We start from the raw sequence: 21,170 nt of genomic DNA, 5'->3' as shown, positions 1-21,170 counted from the left end.
CCCAACTCAAGGCCATGCGAATTGGGGGCCGACGTCAACCGCGGTATTCCCTTGCCCCGACCCGGAAACAAAAATCGCGCGAAACCGACTTGTCTAAGCTGCAGGAAGCCGTACTCTCACATCCAAGTTCGCACCGCGCTGATAAGCCGTACTCTTTCTTGAGGTAGCATGCCGGAATGGAACAAACGATTCATCCAGCCGCGATTGAGCACTTGCCTGTCTTCATTAGCCCGCCGGGGCAAACCGATTATCTGTTCGTTGCCGTTGCCATTTTCCTATTGTTGGCAGTGCTTGTCATCGGCAATTTGTACTTCCAACTTCATGCCGTCCCCGAGCGCATGGCGCATCGCACAAGCATGGTGCAGATGGAGGTCGTGGCCGTCCTGGCTTTGATTTCGCTTTTTACGCACAACCACCTTTTCTGGATCGCCGGTCTGCTACTGGCCTTTATCCATATCCCAGATTTTTCGTCACCGCTTTACTCCATCGCGCAATCCCTGGCGAAGCTTTCCGGCCGGGATGCGGAATCGACAGGCGATCCTGCACTGATATCCGAAGAACCGGTCGTGCCGGCTGAGCCAGCGCCCAAGTCGGATGCGCCCGGAGAGGGTATCTGATCGATGTTCGAGTTGTTCCTCTGCTCCATTCTAACGATCCTCCCTGATTATCTTTATAGACGTTATGCTCAGGGAAAGCGGATCGGCCGTGAAATTACTCTTTATAGCATGTGGTACGAGCTCCGCTGGGGCATTACTGCCTGTTTACTGCTGACAGTGTCACTGATCACGATGATTTTCTACTTCCACCCTTCAACCAGGAACGTCACGGCGATATTCCGGACTGTCACGATTCTGCCGGAGACGATCGGTCGCGTCGAAGAGGTTTATGTTGAGGTAAATGGGAAGGTCGAAGCCGGCGCACCGCTCTTCCGCCTCGACGGTTCAGAGCAAGAGGCCGCCCTCGAGACTGCTCGCCGGCGCATCGCCGAAATCGTCGCGGAGACGACTGTAGCGCAAACCGAACTTGCGGGGGTGGATGGCCTGATCCAGGAGGCTCAGGGTGCCTATCAAATGGCGGTCGATGAACACGAGATGAAGGCACAGCTCGTGGCCAGTGGTGCTGTTTCCAGGCGCGAAGTCGAACGCTTGGCAACAGCAATCGATAGCCGCAAAGGTGCGGTAGATGCAGCGCTCGCAAAGAAAGAGACCCTGGAGACACAGATCGGCGTTTTATTCCCAACCCAAAAGGCAAGCGCCGAAGCAGCCCTCGCGGAGGCGCAGGTCGAACTGGACAAGACCCTCGTGCGGGCTGGCGTCGCCGGTACGGTGCAACAGTTTGCGTTACGCCCCGGCGACGTTGTGAACGCAATGCTGCGCCCCGCCGGTATTCTGGTGCCGGAAAATGCTGGGCGAAGCACCCTTATTGCAGGTTTTGGGCAGATTGAAGCGCAGGTGATTAAGCGAGGAATGATCGCCGAAGCAACCTGCGTAGGAAAGCCTTTCACGATCATTCCAATGGTGGTGACAGATGTTCAGGATGTCATCGCGGCCGGCCAACTGCGCGCTAGCGATCAACTGATTGATGTTCAGCAAATGGGTCAGCCAGGAACGCTGACAGTCTACCTGCAACCACTGTTTCCTGGAGGGTTGGATGGTGTTCCGAGGGGGAGCAGTTGCATCGCGAATGCATACACAAATAATCATGACGCACTCGCCGACAAGAATATCGGCACGTTTCGATGGCTGTTCTTGCACGCCGTCGATACTGTCGGGCTCGTGCATGCGATGATCCTGAGGATGCAGGCAGTGCTGCTCCCGGTGCAGACCCTCGTCCTGTCCGGCCATTGAAGTTGCCGGCTCGTGGGCGCGGACCCCGACTTATACGCTGAAACTTCGGCGGCGAGACATTCTTCGTACCCCGGGGCACCTAATGAATGCGTCTGGCACGACTTGGCGCGCCTTCTGCTTGAAATCGTCCCGGAATCAATTCTCTCACGCGAAATGACCCGACGAAAGCTCGGCTCGTATACTACGCGAACGCAGACGCAAATACCGATTATGTCCGCAATGCGCGGTGGGCTCAATTGGTGAGCGCAACACACTCGTCTTTTGTCAAAGATGGAGTGTGGGCCATGGAGCATCGACGTCGCATGTATTTTTCGGCTGCTCAGCGATCTGAGATCTGGGACCGGTGGCAAGCCGGCGAGTCTATGAAGTCGATCGGACGCCGTTTTGATCGGGGATCTTCATCGATCTTCTCAGTGATCTCTCCTGCTGGTGGCATTGATCAGCCCTGCACCTCCGGCGCCGGAAACGTCGGGATTGATGCGATCCCGGCCTCCCGTCGCGGCGGGTGTGCCTCATGGCCTCGTACTTGCCCTTCCAGCACCCACCGCTGTAGCCGAGTGGCGTCCATATCCAGCGCGTCACTCTGATCCATGCTGCTGTCCCCCGCCCTACGGCGCGCTGTGATATGATCCGGGCATGGATCCGAAACCATGGGATAAGGGTGTCGAACTGGAACTCGGCAAGACCGGGAACTACCGCGTCGTGATCACCACGAGCGACGCTCCTGAAATCCTGCTGAACCGATGGCCAGCGGAAGCTGGACAGGCTCACCTGCATGCTCGTATCGCGTGCGTTGCAATCCTTAATGGGCACGTGTCGCCGGACCATGCCCGAGACGCGTTAGTCGAAGTGCCCGATGGCGGCACATGCAGGAACAACGCTGGCCTTGAGGCGTTTCTAATTCCGTGGAGGGGATGAAGGCACGCAGTGGAGCCGATATATTGGACGAAGAGAGTAGAACTGGGACTGATTTGCCCGGGCCGTTTTCACAACGTCACGCGCGAAGCGGGGGGCGCTTTTCAGACTGGCATGGTCAACCTTGAGGGCCCAGAAATGTGGCTTGAACTTCACGACAGCAGCGGATCCCTACACGTCAACATGGACAATGTGGTCAACTTTCGACGATACGATGGGGGTGAATTCACTCAGGTTGCTACGCTCGCCGCATCTCGCAATGGTCTCACCACCTTTAACGTGATCGAGACACCCCAGGAGATTGAGAACATGATCGTTGGCGAGCAACAACGGCTGAGGGACTTGGCCAAGATTGCCCGCTGACGTCTCAATCTCTGCCCCTCATCTGAGGACACAGAGTGCGAGATCTGCAGGAACCTTTGTTCACTTCAGCACGTTTTGAGATCCTGTAGGCACTCACCATAGGGGTCGACTATGCGAAGTTCTCTGATTGCACTTGCCGCCACCACCATGATCGGTGGTGCGGCGCTTACGCTCAGACGGCGGAAACCACGACAACCGAGACTTTCGTCACTGTCCAGCCGCCAGATGTGTTGAGTTACACGGTCTCAACGTCACCAACGATGCCGGGGAGGCAATCGGTGAGATCAAGGATCTGGTCATCGCCGAAGGCAAGCTCAACGGATACATCGTCTCGGTCGGTGGATTTCTCGGGATGGGCGACCACTACGTTACGGTCGGCCCGGCGGCCATACAAGTCACCTATCTTGAGAACGACAAGAAGTGGACGGCCGTATGAACGCGACCAAAGAAGAACTGCAGAGGGCGCCCGAATTCAAATACGAAGGTCGCTGGGTGCGCTAGTTGGCTCCTCCAGTATCAAAACCCGTCGCACTGACGGCGGCGTGCGGTATTTCGATCAGCCGTGCTATAACGCAGCCATGGAGAAGTCAGGCCTAACCTTCGTGCTCCTGCTATTTGCCTTGCTCGCCATTGTGCTTAGCCTAGCGCTTTTTAATATCCGTCAACCGATTATGTCACCGGACGATGGCTTGCTGATACTGCGGGATGGTCAGGACCAACCGCAGCGCTACGCTGCCCTCCCGCCCCGCTCTGGCCAAAGGGGGCCTTTCCCTTGCGGGACGCCCGCGTTCCTTGAAGTGACCTAAGTTGATCGCTTGCTAGCGTCTGCAAAAACGCGCATTGTTTCTACTCCAGCGGCCAGGTTACGGGCGCCGCTGCTTAGGGTCAAAAAGCCCTAGCCCCGACAAAGGAGGACGTCATGTCTTCCATCTTTCCTCAGCAATATATGGACACTGAAGACATCAGAATGATGCGCGCCGTTTTGCTGCTAGCCGGCTACGGCACTTCGAAATTGGCATCCGATATTAAGCTAGATCGCGCAGCAGCAGCCTACCTCATCCAGCAATTCCGGTCCGGAACAACTGATCCCTCCTTCATGCTGCACAATCTTGAGCACCGCAGTGTCGGCACGCCACGACAAGATCACTTGATGGACCTGTGGGCATGGGAAAATGAGGGTGGCGCCCTTATGGGGGTGAACGACGATGTCTAGTCGATTGTTGATCTGTGCTTTGCTCGTGCTGTTCTCAGTCGTGATGGTTTGGGCTTTCCGACCAGAACAAGGCAGTTACCAACGACTTAGCCCGGCGACATTGCGGCAGCCCGTATCAACGCAGTAAATTGCGTCGGCACCGTACGACAGCACATCTCTCTCGTTGCCGATTCAGCCTCGAAGCGATCTCAATTGACCGTTTGCTAATAGGCGTAGTAGAGCCCATAATCATCACTTCAGCAGACAATATCACGGGCGCTGCTGCTTGAGGGCTGGCTACCCTGGCCCCAATCCGAAAGGAGGACGCCATGTTCTCCGAAACCTTACGCCTCACCTACCTGAACGCACGTGCTCTTGTAGTTTCCCTGCTCCACGATGAAGTTCTAGGTCAGTGGGCTCTCATCTTATCGCTAGTATTCATCGCGTGGGTCACGCTTCTGATGACAGCCAGTTGATTGGCCTGCTGCCGGTTTTTCGGACACGGAGTTAGGCTAATCCCACCTTGTTGGCGGTGGCCTACAACCTCTTTCTGGAGTGGATCGCAGCGGAGCTCGAAGAGCGAAAAAAACCTGCATCTCCTTTGCCTGCTTCTGATCAGCGTCTGGGATCCGAGCCGAAGTCTTGAAGCTCCCTGACTGTTGTTGCTCTACTAGGGTAGATTTCGACCTTAAAGCGTGTAGTGCAAAGGTTGCTTCACTCGGCGGGCACGGAATCTGCCTTGCGGCCGCAGAGCCACGTCGAAAGCGCCGCATCCGGCGAGCTTCTGTCGGCTCTTGCCGGGGCCAAGGTCGTGCTCACCGACGACGGCCGGGAACCATCCCCACGAGCTCTACCTCGCGGCCGTCTAGCGGCAGCCGATTGATCAGATAGAGAACCAGCACGATCACCAGAAATGTGATCAGAACACTGGTAAGGACGGAAGTAGCCATAGCCCTCTCTCCTTAAAAAAATGAAGTGAATACAGCGAGTAACTATGGCCTGAATCGAAAAAAGGAAGGAGCGGTTGAAAGCGTAAACCCCGCTCCACAACCGAAGCCCCCTCGCAAGAGGAAATGTTTTAGTACAAGCGGCAGAAAGTCGGCCCATGCCGAAGGCGCCGGTCGATGGGGGCGGGTCGATGGGGGGCGGGTCGAAAGTCTGCGTGGCTACTCCCGCCCCGGGCCTCGCCCCCGCACCAGCAGGCTATTTTCACCCAACCCGAAATTCTGAGGGTGCGCTCCTTTGCCTGCTTTGCATGATAACGGGGGTCGACGAAGCGCCTGCCGCCGTGCGAGCGTCGGCGCTATGCAAACTAGGCTATGCTACTAAAAACTCCCTGCGGTTGTGCCGAATGAGACATGCTCGCTGTCGGATACCGACTTCGCGCATCTCGCGACTACTGTTCACTGCGCGGAGTGCAAAATTTTATCGGGTGTAGATTTTATGGTTTATAACAACGGCTGAATCGACAGATCATCCTCGTTTCACGGTTACGGTTTCATGGACACGCACCTTCCTCTCTGGCAGCGACTGATCATAACGGTGATAACGATGTTGGCGGCCAGTTACGTGATTGGCCTTATCTGGCAGGCAGTATTTGCCGGATCCATTCCGAGCTATGTGGCGGGCGTCATCGGTGGTCTCGCTGCGCTCCCGATCTGGGACTTACTCAAGCGTATTGGCCCGTCGTCTAAATGAGAGTGCTATTCAGCAGCGATATTGTTTCGCTCCGACTGCAATTGGGCCCTGCCGTATGGCGGAGCCACGTAACTCAGCCCGTGGTCGAACACGCCCTCATTGAGACATGACGTCTTTTGGTCTGGCGTCTGCTTAGGGCAGATACCGGACCTGGGCGACAAAAGCTCCGATGTCCGCATTTCGTGTTGGGTGTTTTGGCAGCGGACGGTCGGCCATCGGCCCCGAGTCGGTCATCTATCGAGGGCGACCTGAAGTCCGCGTATGGCGCTAAGCGGACACTCGTGCGTCGCCGGAGCGCCCGTCTGCGATACGCCCCTTGGTGGCATGGTCGTTCGGGCGGGTAGGTTGGTATGTTCGAGTGACTGGCCCACCTGTTGGAAGACCTGGGTCTCACGTCACTCCGAAGAGGGGTGCAAGCCATGTCTTCGGGCATTCCCGCAAAAATGACGGCGTTTTAGGTGGCAGGACAGCAGGTCGAGATCAACGCCGAACTGTGCACTTTGGAATGGCGGCGAGGAGTCCCAGACTATCTCGTCGTTGCCGACGCTGGGAATGATGCTTTGACGGGGCTATCAACTGCATGACCGTTGCTGTTCTTCGGCATGCTGTGTTTTCTCTTAGAGCACTGGATTGCCGGTTGGTATTCCTGCGTCCTTTAGAAGGGCGCTCTCGATCTCCGCTGCGGACACCCGCAGAAACTGACGGGTGGCGGTGACAGTGGAGATCGCGGGTATCTCGAGATGAGTAGCCACGCGCCTGTAGGCGGAGAAGCTGAGACCTTCGATAAGCTCCTCGTCAACGACGAGGCGATAAGTCCCGGCTTGCAAAGGCGCTACCAGGCAACCCAGGACAAACGGATGTTCGAACGTTATTTGCGTCTCTGTCGTTCTTTCAATCATTTGCGCTATCGACCCGCCCTATTTTATCGCGTTGACGTGGGTTGACCCAATGTCGTCGGATTTGGTTGTGCGTATCTGTTCCGGGCGAAAGGCCCAGACCGCAGCGATCGCAGACATCAGCAATCGGCTAGACATTGCGGCGCTCCCACACGGCCACGACAGTCTTGCTCCCGATCGGCAAAGTACGACGAGGGCTCGTGCTTACTGCTCCGCCTTCGTTTTCCCAAGTTTGTACGTCTGGCTCGTCAGGTTGCCTCGGCGTCTTGATGCCAGCTCTGCTCAGATTGTGTGGCAGACCTTGAATGGCATAGCGCGGAAGGGGGGATTTGTAGGGCAGCACTCTATTGTCGATGGCCTTGCCGAAATGGCGCTCCAACTGCGCGGTAAGAGCATACGGGGATGTCTCCCCGGCCAGGAACAGCTTCATCACGAGCAATGCGGCTGTGTTGAAAAGCGATTGATCTTCGGCGAGAACATTGGCGTCATAGCCCGCGTCGTCCAAAACGGACTGGACCATTTTCATTTCGGAAGGCGAGATGGAAGCGTATCTGGGATCGGAAGACATGATGTCCTCCTTTGATTGGGGCCAGGGTAATCAGCCCTCAAACAGTAGCGCCCGTAACATTGCTACCGACAACTGAAGGATGCGCTTCCATCGCGCCGAACACAAGCGCGTGCAGGTTTCATTCGGACGGGCGGGTATGGCAGCTCACCCGGCTTGCCCCTTATCGCGAGGTAACGCCAACGATCTCAGGCAGTTTGCGTGCCACCGCGCTCGGGTCGGGACTGTGTCGGCGTGATCCATACAACTGAGCCAGCTTAGGAGCTTCGGCCGACAAGAAAGCCGGAAAGCAAGTCGATCTGCTCCTGTTGTTTCACGATCAAAGACTTCAGGTCTGTGTCTCTCATTTGGTCGAGCTTGTCGTGCAGCGCCATAATTTCGATCTCCGCTTTCAGGTTGACTTCATAATCATGCGCGGCGTCGGCTCTATCTTTGGCTGCGTATCGGTTCTGGCTCATCATGATGATGGGGGCCTGGACGGCGGCCAGCATCGAAAGGATCAGATTGAGGAAAATAAACGGGTAAGGGTCAAACGCCCGTGTTGCTGCAACCAGATTTGCGCCAACCCATAGCGCGAGCGCTCCGGCAAAGATGGAGATGAACGTCCAAGACCCGCCAAATTCAGCCACCTTGTCTGCGAGACGCTGAGCGGCTGTGCGCCTGTCGTCGAAAGACTGGTTCGCATCGCGGGTGATAGCTCGACGGGTTACCATACGCCGGAAAATCGCACGCTCGCGTTCGCTCAGGAGCTCGAAAGGCTTCCCAAGATACCGGTCCGCCGCACTGATAATCGCTTGCTCTGCGTCTTGGCCATCCGTTGCTGTCGACATAACACTCCTCCGCGCTGTTGCATGGAGATGCTAGTCCGCCTACCCGAATTTTGGCGAGTGCCAATAGATATCGATTTCGAGGCTAAGGGGCCGGCGCGGCCGCATGGAGGTTTCTCTCTTGGCTCAGCGCTACCTTTTCGTTGCCTTCTTTTTGGTGGGGGCGGGCATGGCGATTGGTGCTGACAGGCGGAGCTCCCGCAATTTCTGGCTTTTCCGATCGCGCGCTTGATTCTCCTGCTCGGTGATTTGCATCGAGGCAATCGTCGTGGGATCGCGCTGTTGTGTTGGTTTGCGTCCCGTTCGGTCGGAATTGTCCCGCATTTGCCAGCTCATGTTAGTCTCCTCGTTTGGCCAACTATCGAATCCGCCTTCATTCTCAGGATGAAATCGCTTTTTTGTGAATTGGCGCTTGTCGTGGGCGGCGGTGCTCCAGGTTTTAAAGCAGGAATGTGGGGTCAGCCGTTCCAGCTTGGAACTGTCGGATCAGGACGGCGTCCTTTTTTGGCCGCCGTCGCTGCTCGACACCTCGAACCCTGCCTGATTGAGAACCGCCGCAGCATGCGGATGTCTGTCGTGGTATTGTTGAAACACGAGGGCTGCGCCCTCCTTGCATTTGACGGGCGTAACAAGCTTCCTCATGGCCGTGAAAACGTCACGGCCATGACATTGGAGCCTACGCACCCTCATAGTCAGAAAGTTCAGAGGGGCCTGACCAGCTCATCTCCACAGGCCGAGGCCAGCGCGGAGTTTGGTTGATCCGTTCCAAGCGGCGTGGCCCAGCCGGACTTCTCGACGATAGAGCGACGCCCGTAGATCGAGGCTGCCTTGATTTGCGCTAACACGTTGGCTGCCGCAGGATCGCTTTTTGACCTCTCAACGCAGTAAGGCGTCAAGGCGAGAGCGACACCCGATGACACATCCGAGGCGGAAATATTACGTGCCGTACCGCTGGTCACCCATCCTCCCCAAGAAAATCCAAAAACTACCATGGCAAAAGCGCCGACAGCCGCACCGGTAAGTGCGGGTTTAATCCATGTGGGGATGTTCATGACCTTGTCCGATCGTCAATGATCGAGTCCGCATTATTGCGGGCGAGAGAATTAATATAGCACCAACGGTGCGAAACCTTGCATGAAATCGGTCCTAACAGAAGGAGCTGGCCGTATATAATTTGACGAGGCCTGAATGTGGTTGTGCCCGGCGAGTGAAATCAACATAGATCATCCGTTATACCCGACGCTCGGCCTCCGAGAGGCCGACTGTCTTTAAGCGAGGCTGAGAAGCGATCGACCGCCTCGATCATCAGACTGGCGCGAGGCAGGTAATGTGCCTTGCGCTGGACGCCCCGCCTCGAAGTGACCTCAATTGACCGGTTCGCGGGTGGACGTGGCATGGATCGCCGTGGTCCAACGTCCTCAGCTCTATGCCCGCCGTTTGAACGGTGGCGCGCCGTTTCTGAGCGTCGGTCCGCCAATATTGCCAATCGTCGCACCGCCATCGGTTTGTGGCCAGGGACCCACTATGGCTGTGGTTTGAACGCCTCGGTCGCCAGGTTCCTTGGAACGGAACCACCGTCGCCGCCATCGCTTGGCTCGGGCCGTTTGGTGGGAAGGCTAAGGTGGATTCGACCGCTTTTGGCGGTGGGTTCAACTGATCGCAGCAACACACTCTGCGAACCTCTCCGCTGGGGTTTGATAAAGCAAGGTCTTTCTCGGACGTTCGTTAAGCTGCCTGGCGATAGCACTGAGCTTGGCCTGGCTGTGTACGGACAGGTCGGTGCCCCGTGGCAGATATTGGCGCAGCAATCGGTTGGTGTTTTCGTTCGAGCCGCGCTGCCAGGGGGATCGAGGATCGCAGAAGTAGATCGCAACGTCAGAGGCCATTGCCAGTCGCTGGTGGTCGGCCAGTTCCTTGCCTCGATCCCAAGTCAGTGATTGATAGAGTTCGCCTGGCAGCTTCTGCGACTGCTTGATCAGCGCCGAGACCACGCTTTCGGTATCTTTATTGGCCACCTTGATCAGCATCACATAGCGCGAGTGACGCTCGACCAGCGTTGCGACGTAACTATTCCTGGACCCACCGATGAGGTCGCCCTCCCAATGGCCGGGAACTGCACGATCTTCGACACACGCTGGTCGCTCGCTGATGGAGATCGCATCCTTGATCTGGCCCAAGCCACTCCGCTTCATGCTGGCGTGCCGGGACCGGCGGATTGTTCGCCTTGCCCTAAGGTGTTCGAGCAATTCCTTTTTCAGCACCCCGCGTGCCTGGATGAACAGGCTGCGATAGATCGTTTCGTGCGACAACGCCGGAGGACCAGAGGAAGCTCATGGAAGCCAATCAAAACGGTCAGGACGCGAAACAGTCTGCGTCCATCACCGAGGGCTGGGTGGCCCTCGGTGCCGCTTTACGGTATGGACGGGGATGCCGCTTCAAACAACGGCTCCTCCGCAACTGAAGCCTCTCCCTTCGCTCGATTCGGGTTCATTACTCACGACTCAATTCGCCAAGGTAGCGAATCTCGGCCGTCAAAGTTCGAACGTCGGCTTTGGGCCATCAGCGGCAACCGGAGAAGCTTTTGAGATCCCCCGCCTAGCTCGCCATAACAGGGGAGCGGCGGAGACGCGGACGAAACTGAGTCCTTCTATGAGACCCGTTTCACACCGGGTGGCCGCCATGTCCCCTCGCCAGGCGGCAGGATCGAAGGCTGCGTAGCCTTCGGCCAATATAGGCGCATCACGAGATAGATTTTGTCATCCGGGGCCGGAAGCCAATTGGATTCCTTGTCCGCACCGGGGCTGTCTTTTTGAATGTAGAGCGTCAGCGAGCCGTCCGCGTCCTTTTTCATGGCCGGCAACATCGGAGAGTTAATCAGATAGCGGTTGATCGGGTTTTCGATCAGGAGTTGGGATTTACCGTCATACATCGTCAGCGACCAGAACGAATTGACCGGTGGCAGTTGCCCCGCCGGGAAGGTCAGTGTGTAATTGTGCTTGCTGCCGTCGAGCGTCTGGCCGTCGCTGTCAACGCGCGTGAACGGATAGGTCGCTTCCTCCGGGTCATTGCCATAAATGCCGGCCTGAGCGGCGATGGCACGCTTTAACCAGTCGCCGTTGTAGTGGGCGCTGTCGCCCGGAAGACCGCTAACCCGCCAGCCATTGATCGTCTTGCCGACATTGGCGACGGCCTCATCGACCTTCCGCTGGCCTTCCTTCATGCCAAGGCCAAACTCCGCCTTTTGCTCCAGAGGCAGGTCCTTAAAGCTGAAGGTCTTGCCAGGGCCAACGCCGATGCGCGCGAGCTGAGCGCGGATCTCCTTTTCGTTGGTTTCAGGCGGCGCGAATTGCAGCGCAAAGTCGAGAAACTCGAAGAAGTTGCTCTTCACGAGTTCCTTGTCGATCTTGGGGAAGTCGATGGTTGGCGCGGCCGGCGGCGGCGTCTGCTTCAGATAGGCCGAGAGCATCTGCACCTTGTAGCCAGCCTGCACCTTCTTAACGTTGTCGAGATCATCCGGGCCGAAAAGCTGGGTGCGATAGCCCGCGAGGGAAAACTGTGTGCTCGAACGAAACACCTGCTTGATGCCCGCAGGGGTGTCGCCCTTCCAGTCCGGCCCGACCACCATGTAGTCGCCGCCCTCGCTCCCTGTGGCACGGGTGCCGATATAACCGTAATTGTAGGTATTGCCGTCGCAGAGCATGACCGAGTAGTAGCGCTTCGGGTCGATCGCCGGCACCGAGAGCACCACCGGCTCCGCCCGCAAATCCAGCCAGACGAAGGAATAGGGCGTGTCGCTGTTTGGCGTGACGATTGCCGTATCTTTGTAGGTGAAGACGTTAGGTTCGTTCTTGATCTGATTGAACGGAGCCTTGAACTGCCCAGAATTCCGATCGATCGCATATTCATACATGACGGCATAGTTCATCACGATAGGCAGGCCGTAGATGAACCCCGCCTCGGCGATGTCCTTGGCCTCTAAAAGGTTGGGCCATTCGGCTTTGCTTTGCGCTATGGCAGGCGTGGACTTCGCCGTCGTGGCGGCGAGTGCGGCCATCGCGGCAGAGCGGAGCAGATCGCGTTTCGTAAGCATGTGAACAACTTCCCTCCGTTTCGCGGCTTGCGGTCAAGCGCGCATAGGTAGCAGGAAAACGTTACGCGTCGCTGCGGTGGTTGACAATGCAAAACGGCCAACACAGATCCGCTTATTTGTCCGCGTTGGGCGGCATGCCGCGTCGCATCCTTGCGCCGTGGCGTTCCCATGATGGGAGCGAATACGTCAGAAGGGCCCTATCGGCGGCTGACCTCGTCACGTTCATGTTGGAGCACGTGAAAGGCCGCAATGGGCCGAAAGGAGCCATCGCCCGGTGATTCATGCCGACCTCGAATGGTCAAGAATGGTAGGACGGCCGGCGTGATCTCGCGGCGCCGGCTAGAACTCAAAATAGATTGTCACTCCTGACCGGCGATAATAGGGATCACGATAGCCGTAATAGCCGGGATAGCGATAGCCGTTGTCGCGATCCTGACAGACGATTCCAGCGTGCTATGCGGCGTCCAATGCCTGCGTTATCGCAGACGGCTTTGCCGTCGAGGCAACTCCACTAGCCGGCAGACGGGCTCCCGATGATCGGCCCTGTACCAGAATTGCAAAATGTGTACGCCGCCATGGGATATGGAGGCAACGGCATCACATTTAGGAAATGAACCCATTTCAGGATTGACCGAAATGGGGTGGGGATGCGGACTGGCAGCTTTCGGGATGACAGGGCTGGAAAACCGCCTTTCAGCCCCGTTCCATTAGTGCAGCGTGACCCGTTCCATTAGTGCAGCGTGAGAAGATATTTCAGGCCATGTGTGAAGCCACGCGGCGCGACGGTAAGGTGATCCTCGTCGTCCAGAACAACCGACCTTAGCTGCAGGTTAGGGTACTCGCGGCTCTGCAACACTGATTCCAGCGCCAGGTTGTCGGCAACCATGTCCACAGTCTGGCTGTAACGCAAATCGCCTTTGCGCTTGGCTTCATACTCACCGACATAGAGGAGGACCTTTGCCGGCAGGTCGTCGTTATGGCTCGCATAGTCTGCTTCCATCGTGAGTGCATGGCGCTTGTCAAACCAAAGAGATGGGCTACCGAGGATATAGCCGCTGAACAAACCGGGTTCGGTGAAAAGGATCTGCGCACCCAGCAACGCGCCGTAGGAATGGCCCAGAAATAGCGATCGGTCAGGGTCAACCCGATAGCGGCCAGCGACGAATGGTTTCACCTGATCGGCCAAATATTTCTGGTAGGCCGCACCTTGCCCATGAATGGTGCCAGGTGGCGAACTGCTCGGCCCGTTTGGTGTCGGGGTGTAGTCTCGGCGGCGACTCGCTGCGCCGTCCTCGCCCTTGCCATACGACAGGCCAACGAGAATAAACTCCTCAATCTGCGGTCCTTCGACGTTAAGACGGCGACCGATCTGCCGGACTATAGGGAAAGCGTAATCAGCATCTGTGACGTAAAGCACGGGGTAGCGCCGCTGCGGCTGCTCAGCATAGGACGGCGGCAAGGCCACAAAAACTTGGTAGCCTCGACCGGATACCGGGTCAGGCACATCCCACACTTCACTGCCGATGATCTCATAAGCGTGCCCTTCTCCCAGCTGCGCTTGCGGAGTCGATTGGGCGTAGGTGTGAATCGTCCCACCAGAGACAGCGAGGCCAGCAATGATGGCAATCAAGAAGGTCTTCAAAATATATCGCCGCATTAAGTTTTCCGCGCACAGGAGTGGTGTTGGCGCGGATCGTTAGCGACGGACGGGCGCGGCATTAAGGCGAAGATCGTGTCAAATCCGCTCGTGCTTAACAAACGACGAATACTCAGAATTTTGGCTTTAGTTTTCGATCATGGACGCTGCAAAGCTACCATATTTCGTCGCAACCTATGCCTGCGACTGCTTTGCCGTTGCACCATGTCCGGTCTGCGTCGCGTCTATCAAGCCGCCTGACGGCTGGAATGGGTCGTTTACCGACTGGTTCATGTTGCGCCGAATTCTGATTCAGGCTCGACATGAGCCGATATGACCTGACCGACTTCGAATGGCGCGTGATCCAGCCGTTGCTGCCCAACAAACCGAGAGGCATCCCGCGCGTCGATGATCGGCGCGTGCTGAACGGCATTTTCTGGGTGCTGCGATCGGGAGCCCCATGGCGCGATCTGCCGGAGCGTTACGGACCGCGCACCACCTGTTACAACCGCTTCGTACGATGGCAAAAGGCAGGCGTTTGGGATCGGCTGATGGACGCTGTCACCGCCGCCAATCACGGTGACATCCAAATGATCGACAGCACCTCCGTTCGCGCCCACCAGCAGGCCGCGACGGCAAAAAGGGGGGTGCAGATCACTGTCTCGGTCGCTCGCGCGGCGGGCTTACGACCAAGATCCACGTCGTTGTCGACCCACAAGGGCTTCCGATCCGGCTTGGCCTGACGGCGGGCCAAACTCACGATGGGCAGATCGCCCATACGCTGCTCGACCACCTTGGGCCGCACACCATCGTGCTGGCCGACAAGGCCTACGACGCCGACCGCATTCGTGAGCTGATCCAAGAGCAGGGTGCCACACCAAACATCCCGCCGAAGAGTAACCGCCGCTGGAAGCCCTGCTTCAGCAAGCGGCTTTATCGCGAGCGCAATCTGATCGAGCGCTTCTTCTCCAAGCTGAAGCATTTCCGCCGGGTCGCCACCCGCTACGACAAGCTCGCGGGCAACTTCCTCGCTATGGTCCAACTCGCCTCAATCCGGCTGTGGCTGCGCGCTTGAGTCTACAACCTAGTCAGATTGCAGCATAGATCGTGTCAGCTGCGATCCTGGGCCACGCCGATCCAGACAGCCAACTTTTCGAGTGCCGATGACCACGAACTGAGGTTGCGCCGGTCAGAGCGTCGGCGCAGGGAAATACGAAAAGAACCGGATCCGCGAGCTTGATCTGGCCGACGCCGGCATCACGTCGATCATCTGGGCTTCGGGCTTCAGGCGCGACTATAGCTGGCTTGAGCTGGACATCTTCGATGAGGACGGCAACCCGGTCCACGAATCTGGTGTTTCCAAGGAGCCAGGCATCTATTTCCTGGGTCTGCCATTCCAGACGCGCCGGCGGTCCAGCTTCCTGTTCGGCGTCTGGTATGACGCGAAATACATCTCCGACTACATTGCCATGATGCAGGCGTATCACGATAAGTATAACACTTAATACGCCCCTTATTTTCTGGCGTTCTCTTGCGGTTACTGACCTCGGGAGAACGCCCTATATACCTTAGTCTCTGAATAGCCCAGACCGGGTCGAGCGACATTTCGCGAACGGCCCAGGATCTCGCTGCGCACCGGCCTAGCAAAGGCGGTGCACGCGATCTGAGTGTCGAAGAGGCGATCGTCCTCCAGGGGGAGGATCAGTAATCGCAACGATCTCTCGTTCATCGAGCGGAGCTTATTTGCGCAGTCCCAGGAATTTGCTGGCTACAGCCGCGACCTGATCTGCAAGTCGCTGAAGACTGGCAAGTCGCACGTCTCGGAAATGATCCGGATTGCCAATGCCTTGCCGCGCGAGATTGTTTTGGAGATTGGCTCGGCGCCGTCGTTGGCTAATTTCGAATCACGGCGCCGACGTCTGAAGGTTACCAAGGAATGCATTTCGATCTGCCGCAGGGACATCCGCAAACTGATCTCTGCTGCGATGGAGGAGGGGGCTTCCGGTGACTGGGGCATGGTCGAAGGCCACTTCGTGGCGGCAGTCGCACGACTCGCAAAGGCAATGTCCGGATCTTTGCGGAAATTTCCCCTTCGATCTCAAGGATCACCTGGCGCAAATGCGCCATGAACATCTCTGCAGGCGTCTTGTAGCCGAGGCACCTTCGCGGCTGGTTATTCAGATGGCGGGCCAGCTGGGTGAGGTCGCGCTGTGATACGGCTGCCAGGTCAGTATCGCCTGGCACGAAGCGGCGAATGCGCTTGTTGGCGTTTTCCACGGCACCCTTTTGCCACGGTGCGCTGGGATCGCAGAACCAGCTACGCGCGCCGATGCCATCTTCCAGAGCCCGGAAGCCGGCAAACTCCGTGCCGCGATCAAAGGTGAAGCTTTGGCGCGCCGAGGATGGCAAGGGCGCGAATGTTTCGATGATCTTGTCCATGATCGGCCGCGAGTGCCGGCTTGGGTTCCTGATCATGACCGTGTAGCGGCTCTTACGCTCGACCAGTGAGGTGATGTTGGCATGGCCGAGCTCCCGCTCGAAGATCAAAAGATCGCCCTCCCAATGCCCGAACACCGATCGATCGCCAATAAAATCAGGACGTTGCGATATCCTGTGGCTGGCTGGAAACACGCAGTTGCGCGGCTTCCTCGAACCACGCGGACGACGCTTGCGGCGGGCCTCGGGCAGATAACGATAAAGGCCATGCCCGTAGTCTTCCTTGCCATATGAAGCGATAGATCGTCTCGGCGCAGATCCGAACCGGGCTGATCCCATCGGCCAGAAGACGGCCGGCAATTTGCTCCGGCGACCAGTAAGCCTCCAGTTTCTCAATGACCATACGACGCAAATGCGGATGGCGCCGTAGCTTTCTCAAGCGCCGGCGTCGTTCCTTGGCAATGTCGTCGGCAACCGTGGAGAAATAGCCGCTGTATTCGGGAAATTCGTGGTCCTGGAACGTATTTCGCCTGATCTCACGGTAGATGGTCGAACGATGGCGCCCGAGTTGGCGGGCCATCTCGTTGATCGGCACCTTGCGTGCGACGAGGTGGTGAAGCCGCCGTCGATCGGCGAGGGTCAATGCGCATAGCATCGCGACATCCAAAAATCTCCAAAGTGAAGCCATTGAAATCATTGGCATGTCGCACCTGAAAATAGAATGTACCCCTCTACAGACGTAGGTCGCGTACCTCTTCGATGGCTGAAACCAATCTGGCGAGCACAGCGTTGATGCCGGCGAATACGGCGTCTAAGGATGAAGCTATCGTCGTTGCCCTCCTCCCCTCAGCGCCCTCAAGAACCACAATGATTAGGCTCTGAATGGCGATCTGACGCGAGGTAACGGTGTTCGGGGTATCTTGCCATTTCCCTCCTCATTTAGGTAGAATGTAGAACAATAGGAACCAAGAAACCAACCATGGCACTTAGTATCAAGGATTCCGAGACCGAGCGTTTGGCAAAGGTGCTGGCCGAGAAGACGGGCGAGACCATCACGATGGCAACCCGCCGCGCCCTCGAAGAGCGCCTGCGGCGCCTTGCCAATTCCGGAAATCGTAGCGTGCTGCTGGAGGAACTCGCCGCGAGCCGCAGGCGCTGGGCAAAATTGCCAATCCTCGACAATCGCTCGGCCGACGAGATCCTGGGCTATGACGAAAATGGGCTTCCCGGCTGATGGTCATTGACACATCGGCCATCGTTGCGATCGCCTTTAACGAGCCGGAAGCCGAAGCATTCGAGACGAAAATCGTCGACGCCCCACGGCGCTTCATGTCTGCGGCCACGATCCTCGAGCTTTCAATCGTGATTGAGGCGCGCCTTGGCGACGCAGGAGCATCAGAACTGGACCTATGGCTCCACAAGGCCGGCGTCGAAATTGTCCCGGTCGACACAGACCAGATCGCAATTGCGCGCCGCGCTTGGCGCAACTTCGGCAAGGGACGCCACCCGGCGGCCCTGAACTACGGCGACTGCTTCTCCTATGCCCTGGCGAAGACGCGCGGCGAACCCCTGCTGTTCAAGGGTGACGATTTCTCACGCACAGACATCGAAGCAGCATGAACACACTGACCGACTAGATTTGCGTTTCAATCTTCAAACTTGAATTTGCCTGACTTCGGGTGCGGCAATTCATAGGTTCATTAGCGCCTTCATCAGTTGGGTCCGGTGTTTCGCGCCAAATCATCCCGTCAGTCAGGAACCTTCTTATCCTGGAAGTCAAAAGCGAAACCCAGAACGTCGAGCTGTCCGGCTACCCTCATTGAGGTGTCGTTCGTTGGCCAATGTTGGCAGCCGACGATCTAGTGCCTCCGACTGAATTGACTATTCATCCACTCTTCAATCCCGATGGTGTTGCAGAGTTTACCGGCGCGGCTCACAAAGTCACGGAGGCGGGTTAGGGATGCGACCGTCGTCGCCTATCGAGATGCCGGTGTTCTTGTTTAAGGAGCGGCTGCTTTGCGCCCGCATGTCGGCCGTAGAGATCAGCTTGGCCGTTGCCCAAAAGGAAGCAGCTAGCGCGCGGCGCTCTCGCGCGCGAGGTCCGATACGCGGGAGCCGGCCAGCAGGCGGTGCAGGATCGTCGCGGTTTTCGCCGCGCCATCGAGGTCGAGCGGCGGCACGGATGGCATCGGCCGCTCCATCGTCGTCGCGATCGCCCGCGTCAGGCTCTCCGGCGAAAGCGCGCTTTCCGAAACCACCGTGGCCAGCCCGAGCCTTTCCAGGCGCAAGGCGCGGGCGGTCTGCTCGGTTTCGCCCCCGGCCGTGAACGGCACGAAGACGGCCCGACAGCCGGCGCGGAGGATGTCGCACACGGTGTTGTATCCGGACTGCGACACCGAGAGCCGCGCGGCTGCAAGAAGGCTCGGAAAATCGGGACGGAAGCGGGTGACGTGGACATTGTCCGGCGCCGTTGCGACGGTGGTGTCAAAGGCGGCCTGCGGCAGGTTGGGCCCGGCGATCAGACACCAGCGCAAGGCCTGCGGCAGGGCGCGGGCGGCGGCGATGGCCGCCTCGTTCAGCGTTGCGCCGACAGCTCCGCCGCCCGCCGAAACAAGGATGTCGAAGCGCTCCGACGCCGGGGCGGGCGGCGGAGCGGGGACGAGACCGGTATAAATGACCCGATCGGCAATCGCGCCCGCCAGCGAAAAGCTGTCCTCCAGCCTTGCGAAGGAGGGATCGCCATGGACAAGGATGCCGTCGAACCGACGTGTCGCAAGCGCGACGCTTTCTTCGTCCCGGCCGGGCTTGCTCCGCTCCTGCAGGATATCGCGCAGCGACGACAAAACGATCGGCCGCTCCTGCATTCCGGCAATCTCGTCGAGCAGCGGCAGCAGTTCGAAGCGCACCTGGCGGCGGCCGAACGGAAAGGCCTCGATGACGACGACGTCCGGCCTGGTTTCGCGGAAAGCGGCCAGCAGGCGGCGGCGGCGATGGTCCCGGAAGGCGTCGTCGACGGGATGGCCGGCGAGATCGACGAGGCCCGAGAACCCGGCATCGCCCGCCGCCACCGGCGGCAGTTCGACATGCCGTGTTCCGGGGCCCGGAAAACCCTGCACCGGCGTTCCGCCCGTGACCATGGTCACGTCGAAGCCGTCCGCGGCGAGGGCCCGGGCAATGCGGCTGGCGCGGGCGAGGTGGCCGATCCCGAGCAGATGCTGGACGTAGAAGAAGACGCGCGGGCCAGACTTTTCGACGTCGCTCATCAGGCTGCCTGCCATTCGGTTTCGAACAGCGTCTTCAGCTGCCGGATGCTGGTGTGGTGGTCGAACTCGGCGCGAACGCGCTGTTCCGCCGCTTCGCCCAGGCGCTTGCGCAACGCCGGATCGCGGATCAGCCTTTCGAGCGCGGCCGCCAGCGCCTTCGGGTCCTCCGGCGGCACGACCAAGCCGTTCTCGCCGTCCTGCAGAAGCTCCGGAATGCCGGAAATGTTGGTCGAAACGCAGACGAGCCGCTGGCTCGATGCCTCCACCAGCACGTTCGGCAGGCCGTCGCGGTCGCCGTCCGGGGTGATGCGGCAGGCGAGCGCGAACAGGTCGGAGCGGCGGTAGTGGTCGAGCACCTCCTGCTGGTCGAGCGCGCCGTTCCAGGTGATCCGGCCGGCGATGCCGAGGGTCTCGGCGAGCTGCTTCATCGCCGCAAGATTCGGTCCGCCGCCGATATGGACGAAGCGCCAGGAGAGATCGGCGGGCAGCAGCGACAGCGCCTTGAGCAGCACGTCGTAGCCCTTCTTGTCGACCGCGCGGCCGACGCTGACGACCGTCACCGGGGCATCGGGATCCGATCCGTCGCGCATCGAGTGCTCGCCCAAAAAGCGGCCGAAGCGGTCGAGATCGAGACCGTGATAGCTGAGGTGGACGTGGTTCTTGCCGTTCGCCAGCCCGCGCAGGCGGTCAAAACCGGTCTGGTTGCAGGTCACCGTCCAGCGGGTATGGGAAAGCTTGCCTTCGAGTTCCCAGTCGGGCGAGGTCCAGATGTCCTTGGCGTGCGCCGAGCAGGTCCAGGGGATGCCGTTTATCAGGCTCGTGTAGCGTGCCACGGAGGCGGGCGTGTGGATGAAGTGGGCGTGCAGCCAGTCCACTCCCGCCGGCCATTCGGCGCAGAGCACCGCGGCCTGGCCGAAGCGCCGGAAGCGGTTCGGCGTCAGGTCACGGCGAAGATCCTTGAGGAAGGCGCGGAAGGCGGCCTTGAAGCCGGGCAGGCGGGCGCTTTTGACGAGCCCGCGAATGACGCGCAACGGCTCCTGATACAGGTATTCCGGCAGATAGTGCACGGGCGCACGGATCTCGTCATGGACGGGATGGCGCTTGGTGTCGGTCGGATGACGCATGGAAATGAGCGTCAGGTCGAAGCCGGCCCTTTCCAGCCCCAGGAGTTCCTGGGCGATAAAGGTTTCCGACAGCCGCGGATAGCCCTTCAGGATGACGGCGATTTTCTTCCGTGATGTCACTTTGTTCAGCCTTATACGACGGCAAGCCGCATGTTGTCCCGGGTCTCGAGCAGGGCGCCGACGATCTGGGAGATGTGCGGCAGCCCTTCAAGCCTCAGTGCCTGTGAGGTCTGGGACGGCGGCGCCCGGTCGGGCAGGGCCTTCAGCACCTCGGCCAGCACCTTCGGCTGGCGCGATTCCTCCGGCGACAACATCTGC

Annotated in this window: 19 protein-coding genes and 5 pseudogenes; 11 read left to right on the top strand and 13 right to left on the bottom strand. The window is 58.7% G+C overall.

Annotation, left to right across the window (positions count from 1 at the left end; genetic code table 11):
* Nucleotides 1-176: 176 nt before the first annotated feature.
* From J2Y48_RS24995 to J2Y48_RS24970, 6 genes and pseudogenes are all read left to right on the top strand, one after another.
* Entirely contained in the window at nucleotides 177-617 is a 441-nt protein-coding gene (locus tag J2Y48_RS24995) for a hypothetical protein (RefSeq protein ID WP_310424256.1), read from the top strand.
* 3 nt (nucleotides 618-620) lie between these two features.
* On the top strand, nucleotides 621-1,847 hold the full coding sequence (locus tag J2Y48_RS24990) for a biotin/lipoyl-binding protein (RefSeq protein ID WP_310424253.1): 1,227 nt from the start codon (nucleotides 621-623) through the stop codon (nucleotides 1,845-1,847).
* Nucleotides 1,848-2,483: 636 nt separating this feature from the next.
* Nucleotides 2,484-2,765 carry a DUF982 domain-containing protein gene (locus J2Y48_RS24985; RefSeq protein WP_310424250.1) on the top strand — a complete coding sequence of 94 codons (282 nt, stop codon included), beginning with the start codon at nucleotides 2,484-2,486 and terminating at the stop codon, nucleotides 2,763-2,765.
* A 9-nt stretch (nucleotides 2,766-2,774) separates the two neighbouring features.
* A complete protein-coding gene (locus tag J2Y48_RS24980) occupies nucleotides 2,775-3,125 on the top strand; it encodes a hypothetical protein (RefSeq protein ID WP_310424248.1) in 351 nt (116 codons plus the stop codon).
* Nucleotides 3,126-3,236: 111 nt separating this feature from the next.
* Nucleotides 3,237-3,626 (top strand): annotated as a pseudogene (locus tag J2Y48_RS24975) (PRC-barrel domain-containing protein).
* 418 nt (nucleotides 3,627-4,044) lie between these two features.
* Nucleotides 4,045-4,338 carry a hypothetical protein gene (locus J2Y48_RS24970; protein ID WP_310424242.1) on the top strand — a complete coding sequence of 98 codons (294 nt, stop codon included), beginning with the start codon at nucleotides 4,045-4,047 and terminating at the stop codon, nucleotides 4,336-4,338.
* A gap of 794 nt (nucleotides 4,339-5,132) precedes the next feature.
* Here the strand turns inward: J2Y48_RS24970 and J2Y48_RS24965 are convergent.
* Nucleotides 5,133-5,267 (bottom strand): hypothetical protein, encoded by a 135-nt coding sequence (locus J2Y48_RS24965; protein WP_310424240.1) that lies wholly within the window; start codon nucleotides 5,265-5,267, stop codon nucleotides 5,133-5,135.
* Between the two features lie 550 nt (nucleotides 5,268-5,817).
* On the opposite strand from J2Y48_RS24965, the gene J2Y48_RS24960 reads away from it, so the two are divergent.
* A complete protein-coding gene (locus J2Y48_RS24960) occupies nucleotides 5,818-6,015 on the top strand; it encodes a hypothetical protein (protein WP_310424237.1) in 198 nt (65 codons plus the stop codon).
* Between the two features lie 617 nt (nucleotides 6,016-6,632).
* Here J2Y48_RS24960 and J2Y48_RS24955 read toward each other — a convergent pair.
* The 8 genes and pseudogenes from J2Y48_RS24955 to J2Y48_RS24915 form a co-directional block, all read right to left on the bottom strand.
* On the bottom strand, nucleotides 6,633-6,914 hold the full coding sequence (locus J2Y48_RS24955; RefSeq protein WP_310424235.1) for a hypothetical protein: 282 nt from the start codon (nucleotides 6,912-6,914) through the stop codon (nucleotides 6,633-6,635).
* A 127-nt stretch (nucleotides 6,915-7,041) separates the two neighbouring features.
* Nucleotides 7,042-7,479, bottom strand: a complete 438-nt coding sequence (locus tag J2Y48_RS24950) for a hypothetical protein (RefSeq protein WP_310424232.1) — start codon at nucleotides 7,477-7,479, stop codon at nucleotides 7,042-7,044.
* A 254-nt stretch (nucleotides 7,480-7,733) separates the two neighbouring features.
* A complete protein-coding gene (locus J2Y48_RS24945; protein WP_310424229.1) occupies nucleotides 7,734-8,306 on the bottom strand; it encodes a DUF1003 domain-containing protein in 573 nt (190 codons plus the stop codon).
* A gap of 129 nt (nucleotides 8,307-8,435) precedes the next feature.
* Nucleotides 8,436-8,639 carry a hypothetical protein gene (locus J2Y48_RS24940; protein WP_310424226.1) on the bottom strand — a complete coding sequence of 68 codons (204 nt, stop codon included), beginning with the start codon at nucleotides 8,637-8,639 and terminating at the stop codon, nucleotides 8,436-8,438.
* A gap of 365 nt (nucleotides 8,640-9,004) precedes the next feature.
* Nucleotides 9,005-9,355 carry a hypothetical protein gene (locus J2Y48_RS24935; protein WP_310424222.1) on the bottom strand — a complete coding sequence of 117 codons (351 nt, stop codon included), beginning with the start codon at nucleotides 9,353-9,355 and terminating at the stop codon, nucleotides 9,005-9,007.
* A gap of 597 nt (nucleotides 9,356-9,952) precedes the next feature.
* Nucleotides 9,953-10,612 (bottom strand): annotated as a pseudogene (locus J2Y48_RS24930) (IS30 family transposase); the annotation flags it as partial.
* Between the two features lie 338 nt (nucleotides 10,613-10,950).
* Nucleotides 10,951-12,393 carry a DUF1254 domain-containing protein gene (locus tag J2Y48_RS24925; protein ID WP_310424219.1) on the bottom strand — a complete coding sequence of 481 codons (1,443 nt, stop codon included), beginning with the start codon at nucleotides 12,391-12,393 and terminating at the stop codon, nucleotides 10,951-10,953.
* 730 nt (nucleotides 12,394-13,123) lie between these two features.
* Nucleotides 13,124-14,050: an alpha/beta hydrolase-fold protein gene (locus tag J2Y48_RS24915; RefSeq protein WP_310424216.1), complete on the bottom strand. Its 927-nt coding sequence runs from the start codon at nucleotides 14,048-14,050 to the stop codon at nucleotides 13,124-13,126.
* Nucleotides 14,051-14,352: 302 nt separating this feature from the next.
* On the opposite strand from J2Y48_RS24915, the gene J2Y48_RS24910 reads away from it, so the two are divergent.
* Nucleotides 14,353-15,104, top strand: a protein-coding gene (locus J2Y48_RS24910) for an IS5 family transposase (protein ID WP_310424213.1) whose coding sequence is annotated in 2 segments (ribosomal slippage) — nucleotides 14,353-14,677 and nucleotides 14,677-15,104 — 753 coding nt in all. Because the reading frame shifts where the segments join, the coding sequence is not laid out codon by codon here.
* A 570-nt stretch (nucleotides 15,105-15,674) separates the two neighbouring features.
* Nucleotides 15,675-15,921, top strand: a pseudogene (locus J2Y48_RS24900) (plasmid partitioning protein RepB); the annotation flags it as partial.
* Nucleotides 15,922-16,138: 217 nt separating this feature from the next.
* Here the strand turns inward: J2Y48_RS24900 and J2Y48_RS24895 are convergent.
* Nucleotides 16,139-17,128 (bottom strand): annotated as a pseudogene (locus J2Y48_RS24895) (IS30 family transposase); the annotation flags it as partial.
* A 316-nt stretch (nucleotides 17,129-17,444) separates the two neighbouring features.
* Here J2Y48_RS24895 and J2Y48_RS24890 point away from each other — a divergent pair.
* Both J2Y48_RS24890 and J2Y48_RS24885 read left to right on the top strand, forming a co-directional pair.
* Nucleotides 17,445-17,699: a type II toxin-antitoxin system VapB family antitoxin gene (locus J2Y48_RS24890; protein ID WP_310424210.1), complete on the top strand. Its 255-nt coding sequence runs from the start codon at nucleotides 17,445-17,447 to the stop codon at nucleotides 17,697-17,699.
* A complete protein-coding gene (locus J2Y48_RS24885) occupies nucleotides 17,699-18,085 on the top strand; it encodes a type II toxin-antitoxin system VapC family toxin (protein WP_310424207.1) in 387 nt (128 codons plus the stop codon). Before J2Y48_RS24890 ends, J2Y48_RS24885 begins: the two co-directional genes overlap by 1 nt.
* 452 nt (nucleotides 18,086-18,537) lie before the next feature.
* On the opposite strand, the gene J2Y48_RS24880 is transcribed toward J2Y48_RS24885, so the two are convergent.
* The 3 genes and pseudogenes from J2Y48_RS24880 to J2Y48_RS24870 form a co-directional block, all read right to left on the bottom strand.
* Complete coding sequence (locus J2Y48_RS24880; RefSeq protein ID WP_310424204.1) at nucleotides 18,538-19,728, bottom strand: glycosyltransferase; 1,191 nt, start codon at nucleotides 19,726-19,728, stop codon at nucleotides 18,538-18,540.
* Complete coding sequence (locus J2Y48_RS24875) at nucleotides 19,728-20,972, bottom strand: glycosyltransferase (RefSeq protein ID WP_310424200.1); 1,245 nt, start codon at nucleotides 20,970-20,972, stop codon at nucleotides 19,728-19,730. The genes J2Y48_RS24880 and J2Y48_RS24875 overlap by 1 nt, the downstream gene beginning before the upstream one ends.
* An 11-nt stretch (nucleotides 20,973-20,983) precedes the next feature.
* Nucleotides 20,984-21,170 (bottom strand): annotated as a pseudogene (locus J2Y48_RS24870) (hypothetical protein); the annotation flags it as partial.

Source organism: Mycoplana sp. BE70, assembly GCF_031455855.1.
Lineage (GTDB): Bacteria > Pseudomonadota > Alphaproteobacteria > Rhizobiales > Rhizobiaceae > Mycoplana.
The sequence above is the reverse complement of the archived record's forward strand: the minus strand, read 5'-3'. Positions and strand labels throughout refer to the sequence as shown.

Coding starts and splice junctions, on each gene's coding strand:
- J2Y48_RS24995 (WP_310424256.1), top strand. CDS start 177: ATGGAACAAACGATTCATCCAGCCGCGATTGAGCACTTGCCTGTCTTC.
- J2Y48_RS24990 (WP_310424253.1), top strand. CDS start 621: ATGTTCGAGTTGTTCCTCTGCTCCATTCTAACGATCCTCCCTGATTAT.
- J2Y48_RS24985 (WP_310424250.1), top strand. CDS start 2,484: ATGGATCCGAAACCATGGGATAAGGGTGTCGAACTGGAACTCGGCAAG.
- J2Y48_RS24970 (WP_310424242.1), top strand. CDS start 4,045: ATGTCTTCCATCTTTCCTCAGCAATATATGGACACTGAAGACATCAGA.
- J2Y48_RS24965 (WP_310424240.1), bottom strand. CDS start 5,267: ATGGCTACTTCCGTCCTTACCAGTGTTCTGATCACATTTCTGGTGATC.
- J2Y48_RS24960 (WP_310424237.1), top strand. CDS start 5,818: ATGGACACGCACCTTCCTCTCTGGCAGCGACTGATCATAACGGTGATA.
- J2Y48_RS24955 (WP_310424235.1), bottom strand. CDS start 6,914: ATGATTGAAAGAACGACAGAGACGCAAATAACGTTCGAACATCCGTTT.
- J2Y48_RS24950 (WP_310424232.1), bottom strand. CDS start 7,479: ATGTCTTCCGATCCCAGATACGCTTCCATCTCGCCTTCCGAAATGAAA.
- J2Y48_RS24945 (WP_310424229.1), bottom strand. CDS start 8,306: ATGTCGACAGCAACGGATGGCCAAGACGCAGAGCAAGCGATTATCAGT.
- J2Y48_RS24940 (WP_310424226.1), bottom strand. CDS start 8,639: ATGAGCTGGCAAATGCGGGACAATTCCGACCGAACGGGACGCAAACCA.
- J2Y48_RS24935 (WP_310424222.1), bottom strand. CDS start 9,355: ATGAACATCCCCACATGGATTAAACCCGCACTTACCGGTGCGGCTGTC.
- J2Y48_RS24925 (WP_310424219.1), bottom strand. CDS start 12,393: ATGCTTACGAAACGCGATCTGCTCCGCTCTGCCGCGATGGCCGCACTC.
- J2Y48_RS24915 (WP_310424216.1), bottom strand. CDS start 14,050: ATGCGGCGATATATTTTGAAGACCTTCTTGATTGCCATCATTGCTGGC.
- J2Y48_RS24890 (WP_310424210.1), top strand. CDS start 17,445: ATGGCACTTAGTATCAAGGATTCCGAGACCGAGCGTTTGGCAAAGGTG.
- J2Y48_RS24885 (WP_310424207.1), top strand. CDS start 17,699: ATGGTCATTGACACATCGGCCATCGTTGCGATCGCCTTTAACGAGCCG.
- J2Y48_RS24880 (WP_310424204.1), bottom strand. CDS start 19,728: ATGAGCGACGTCGAAAAGTCTGGCCCGCGCGTCTTCTTCTACGTCCAG.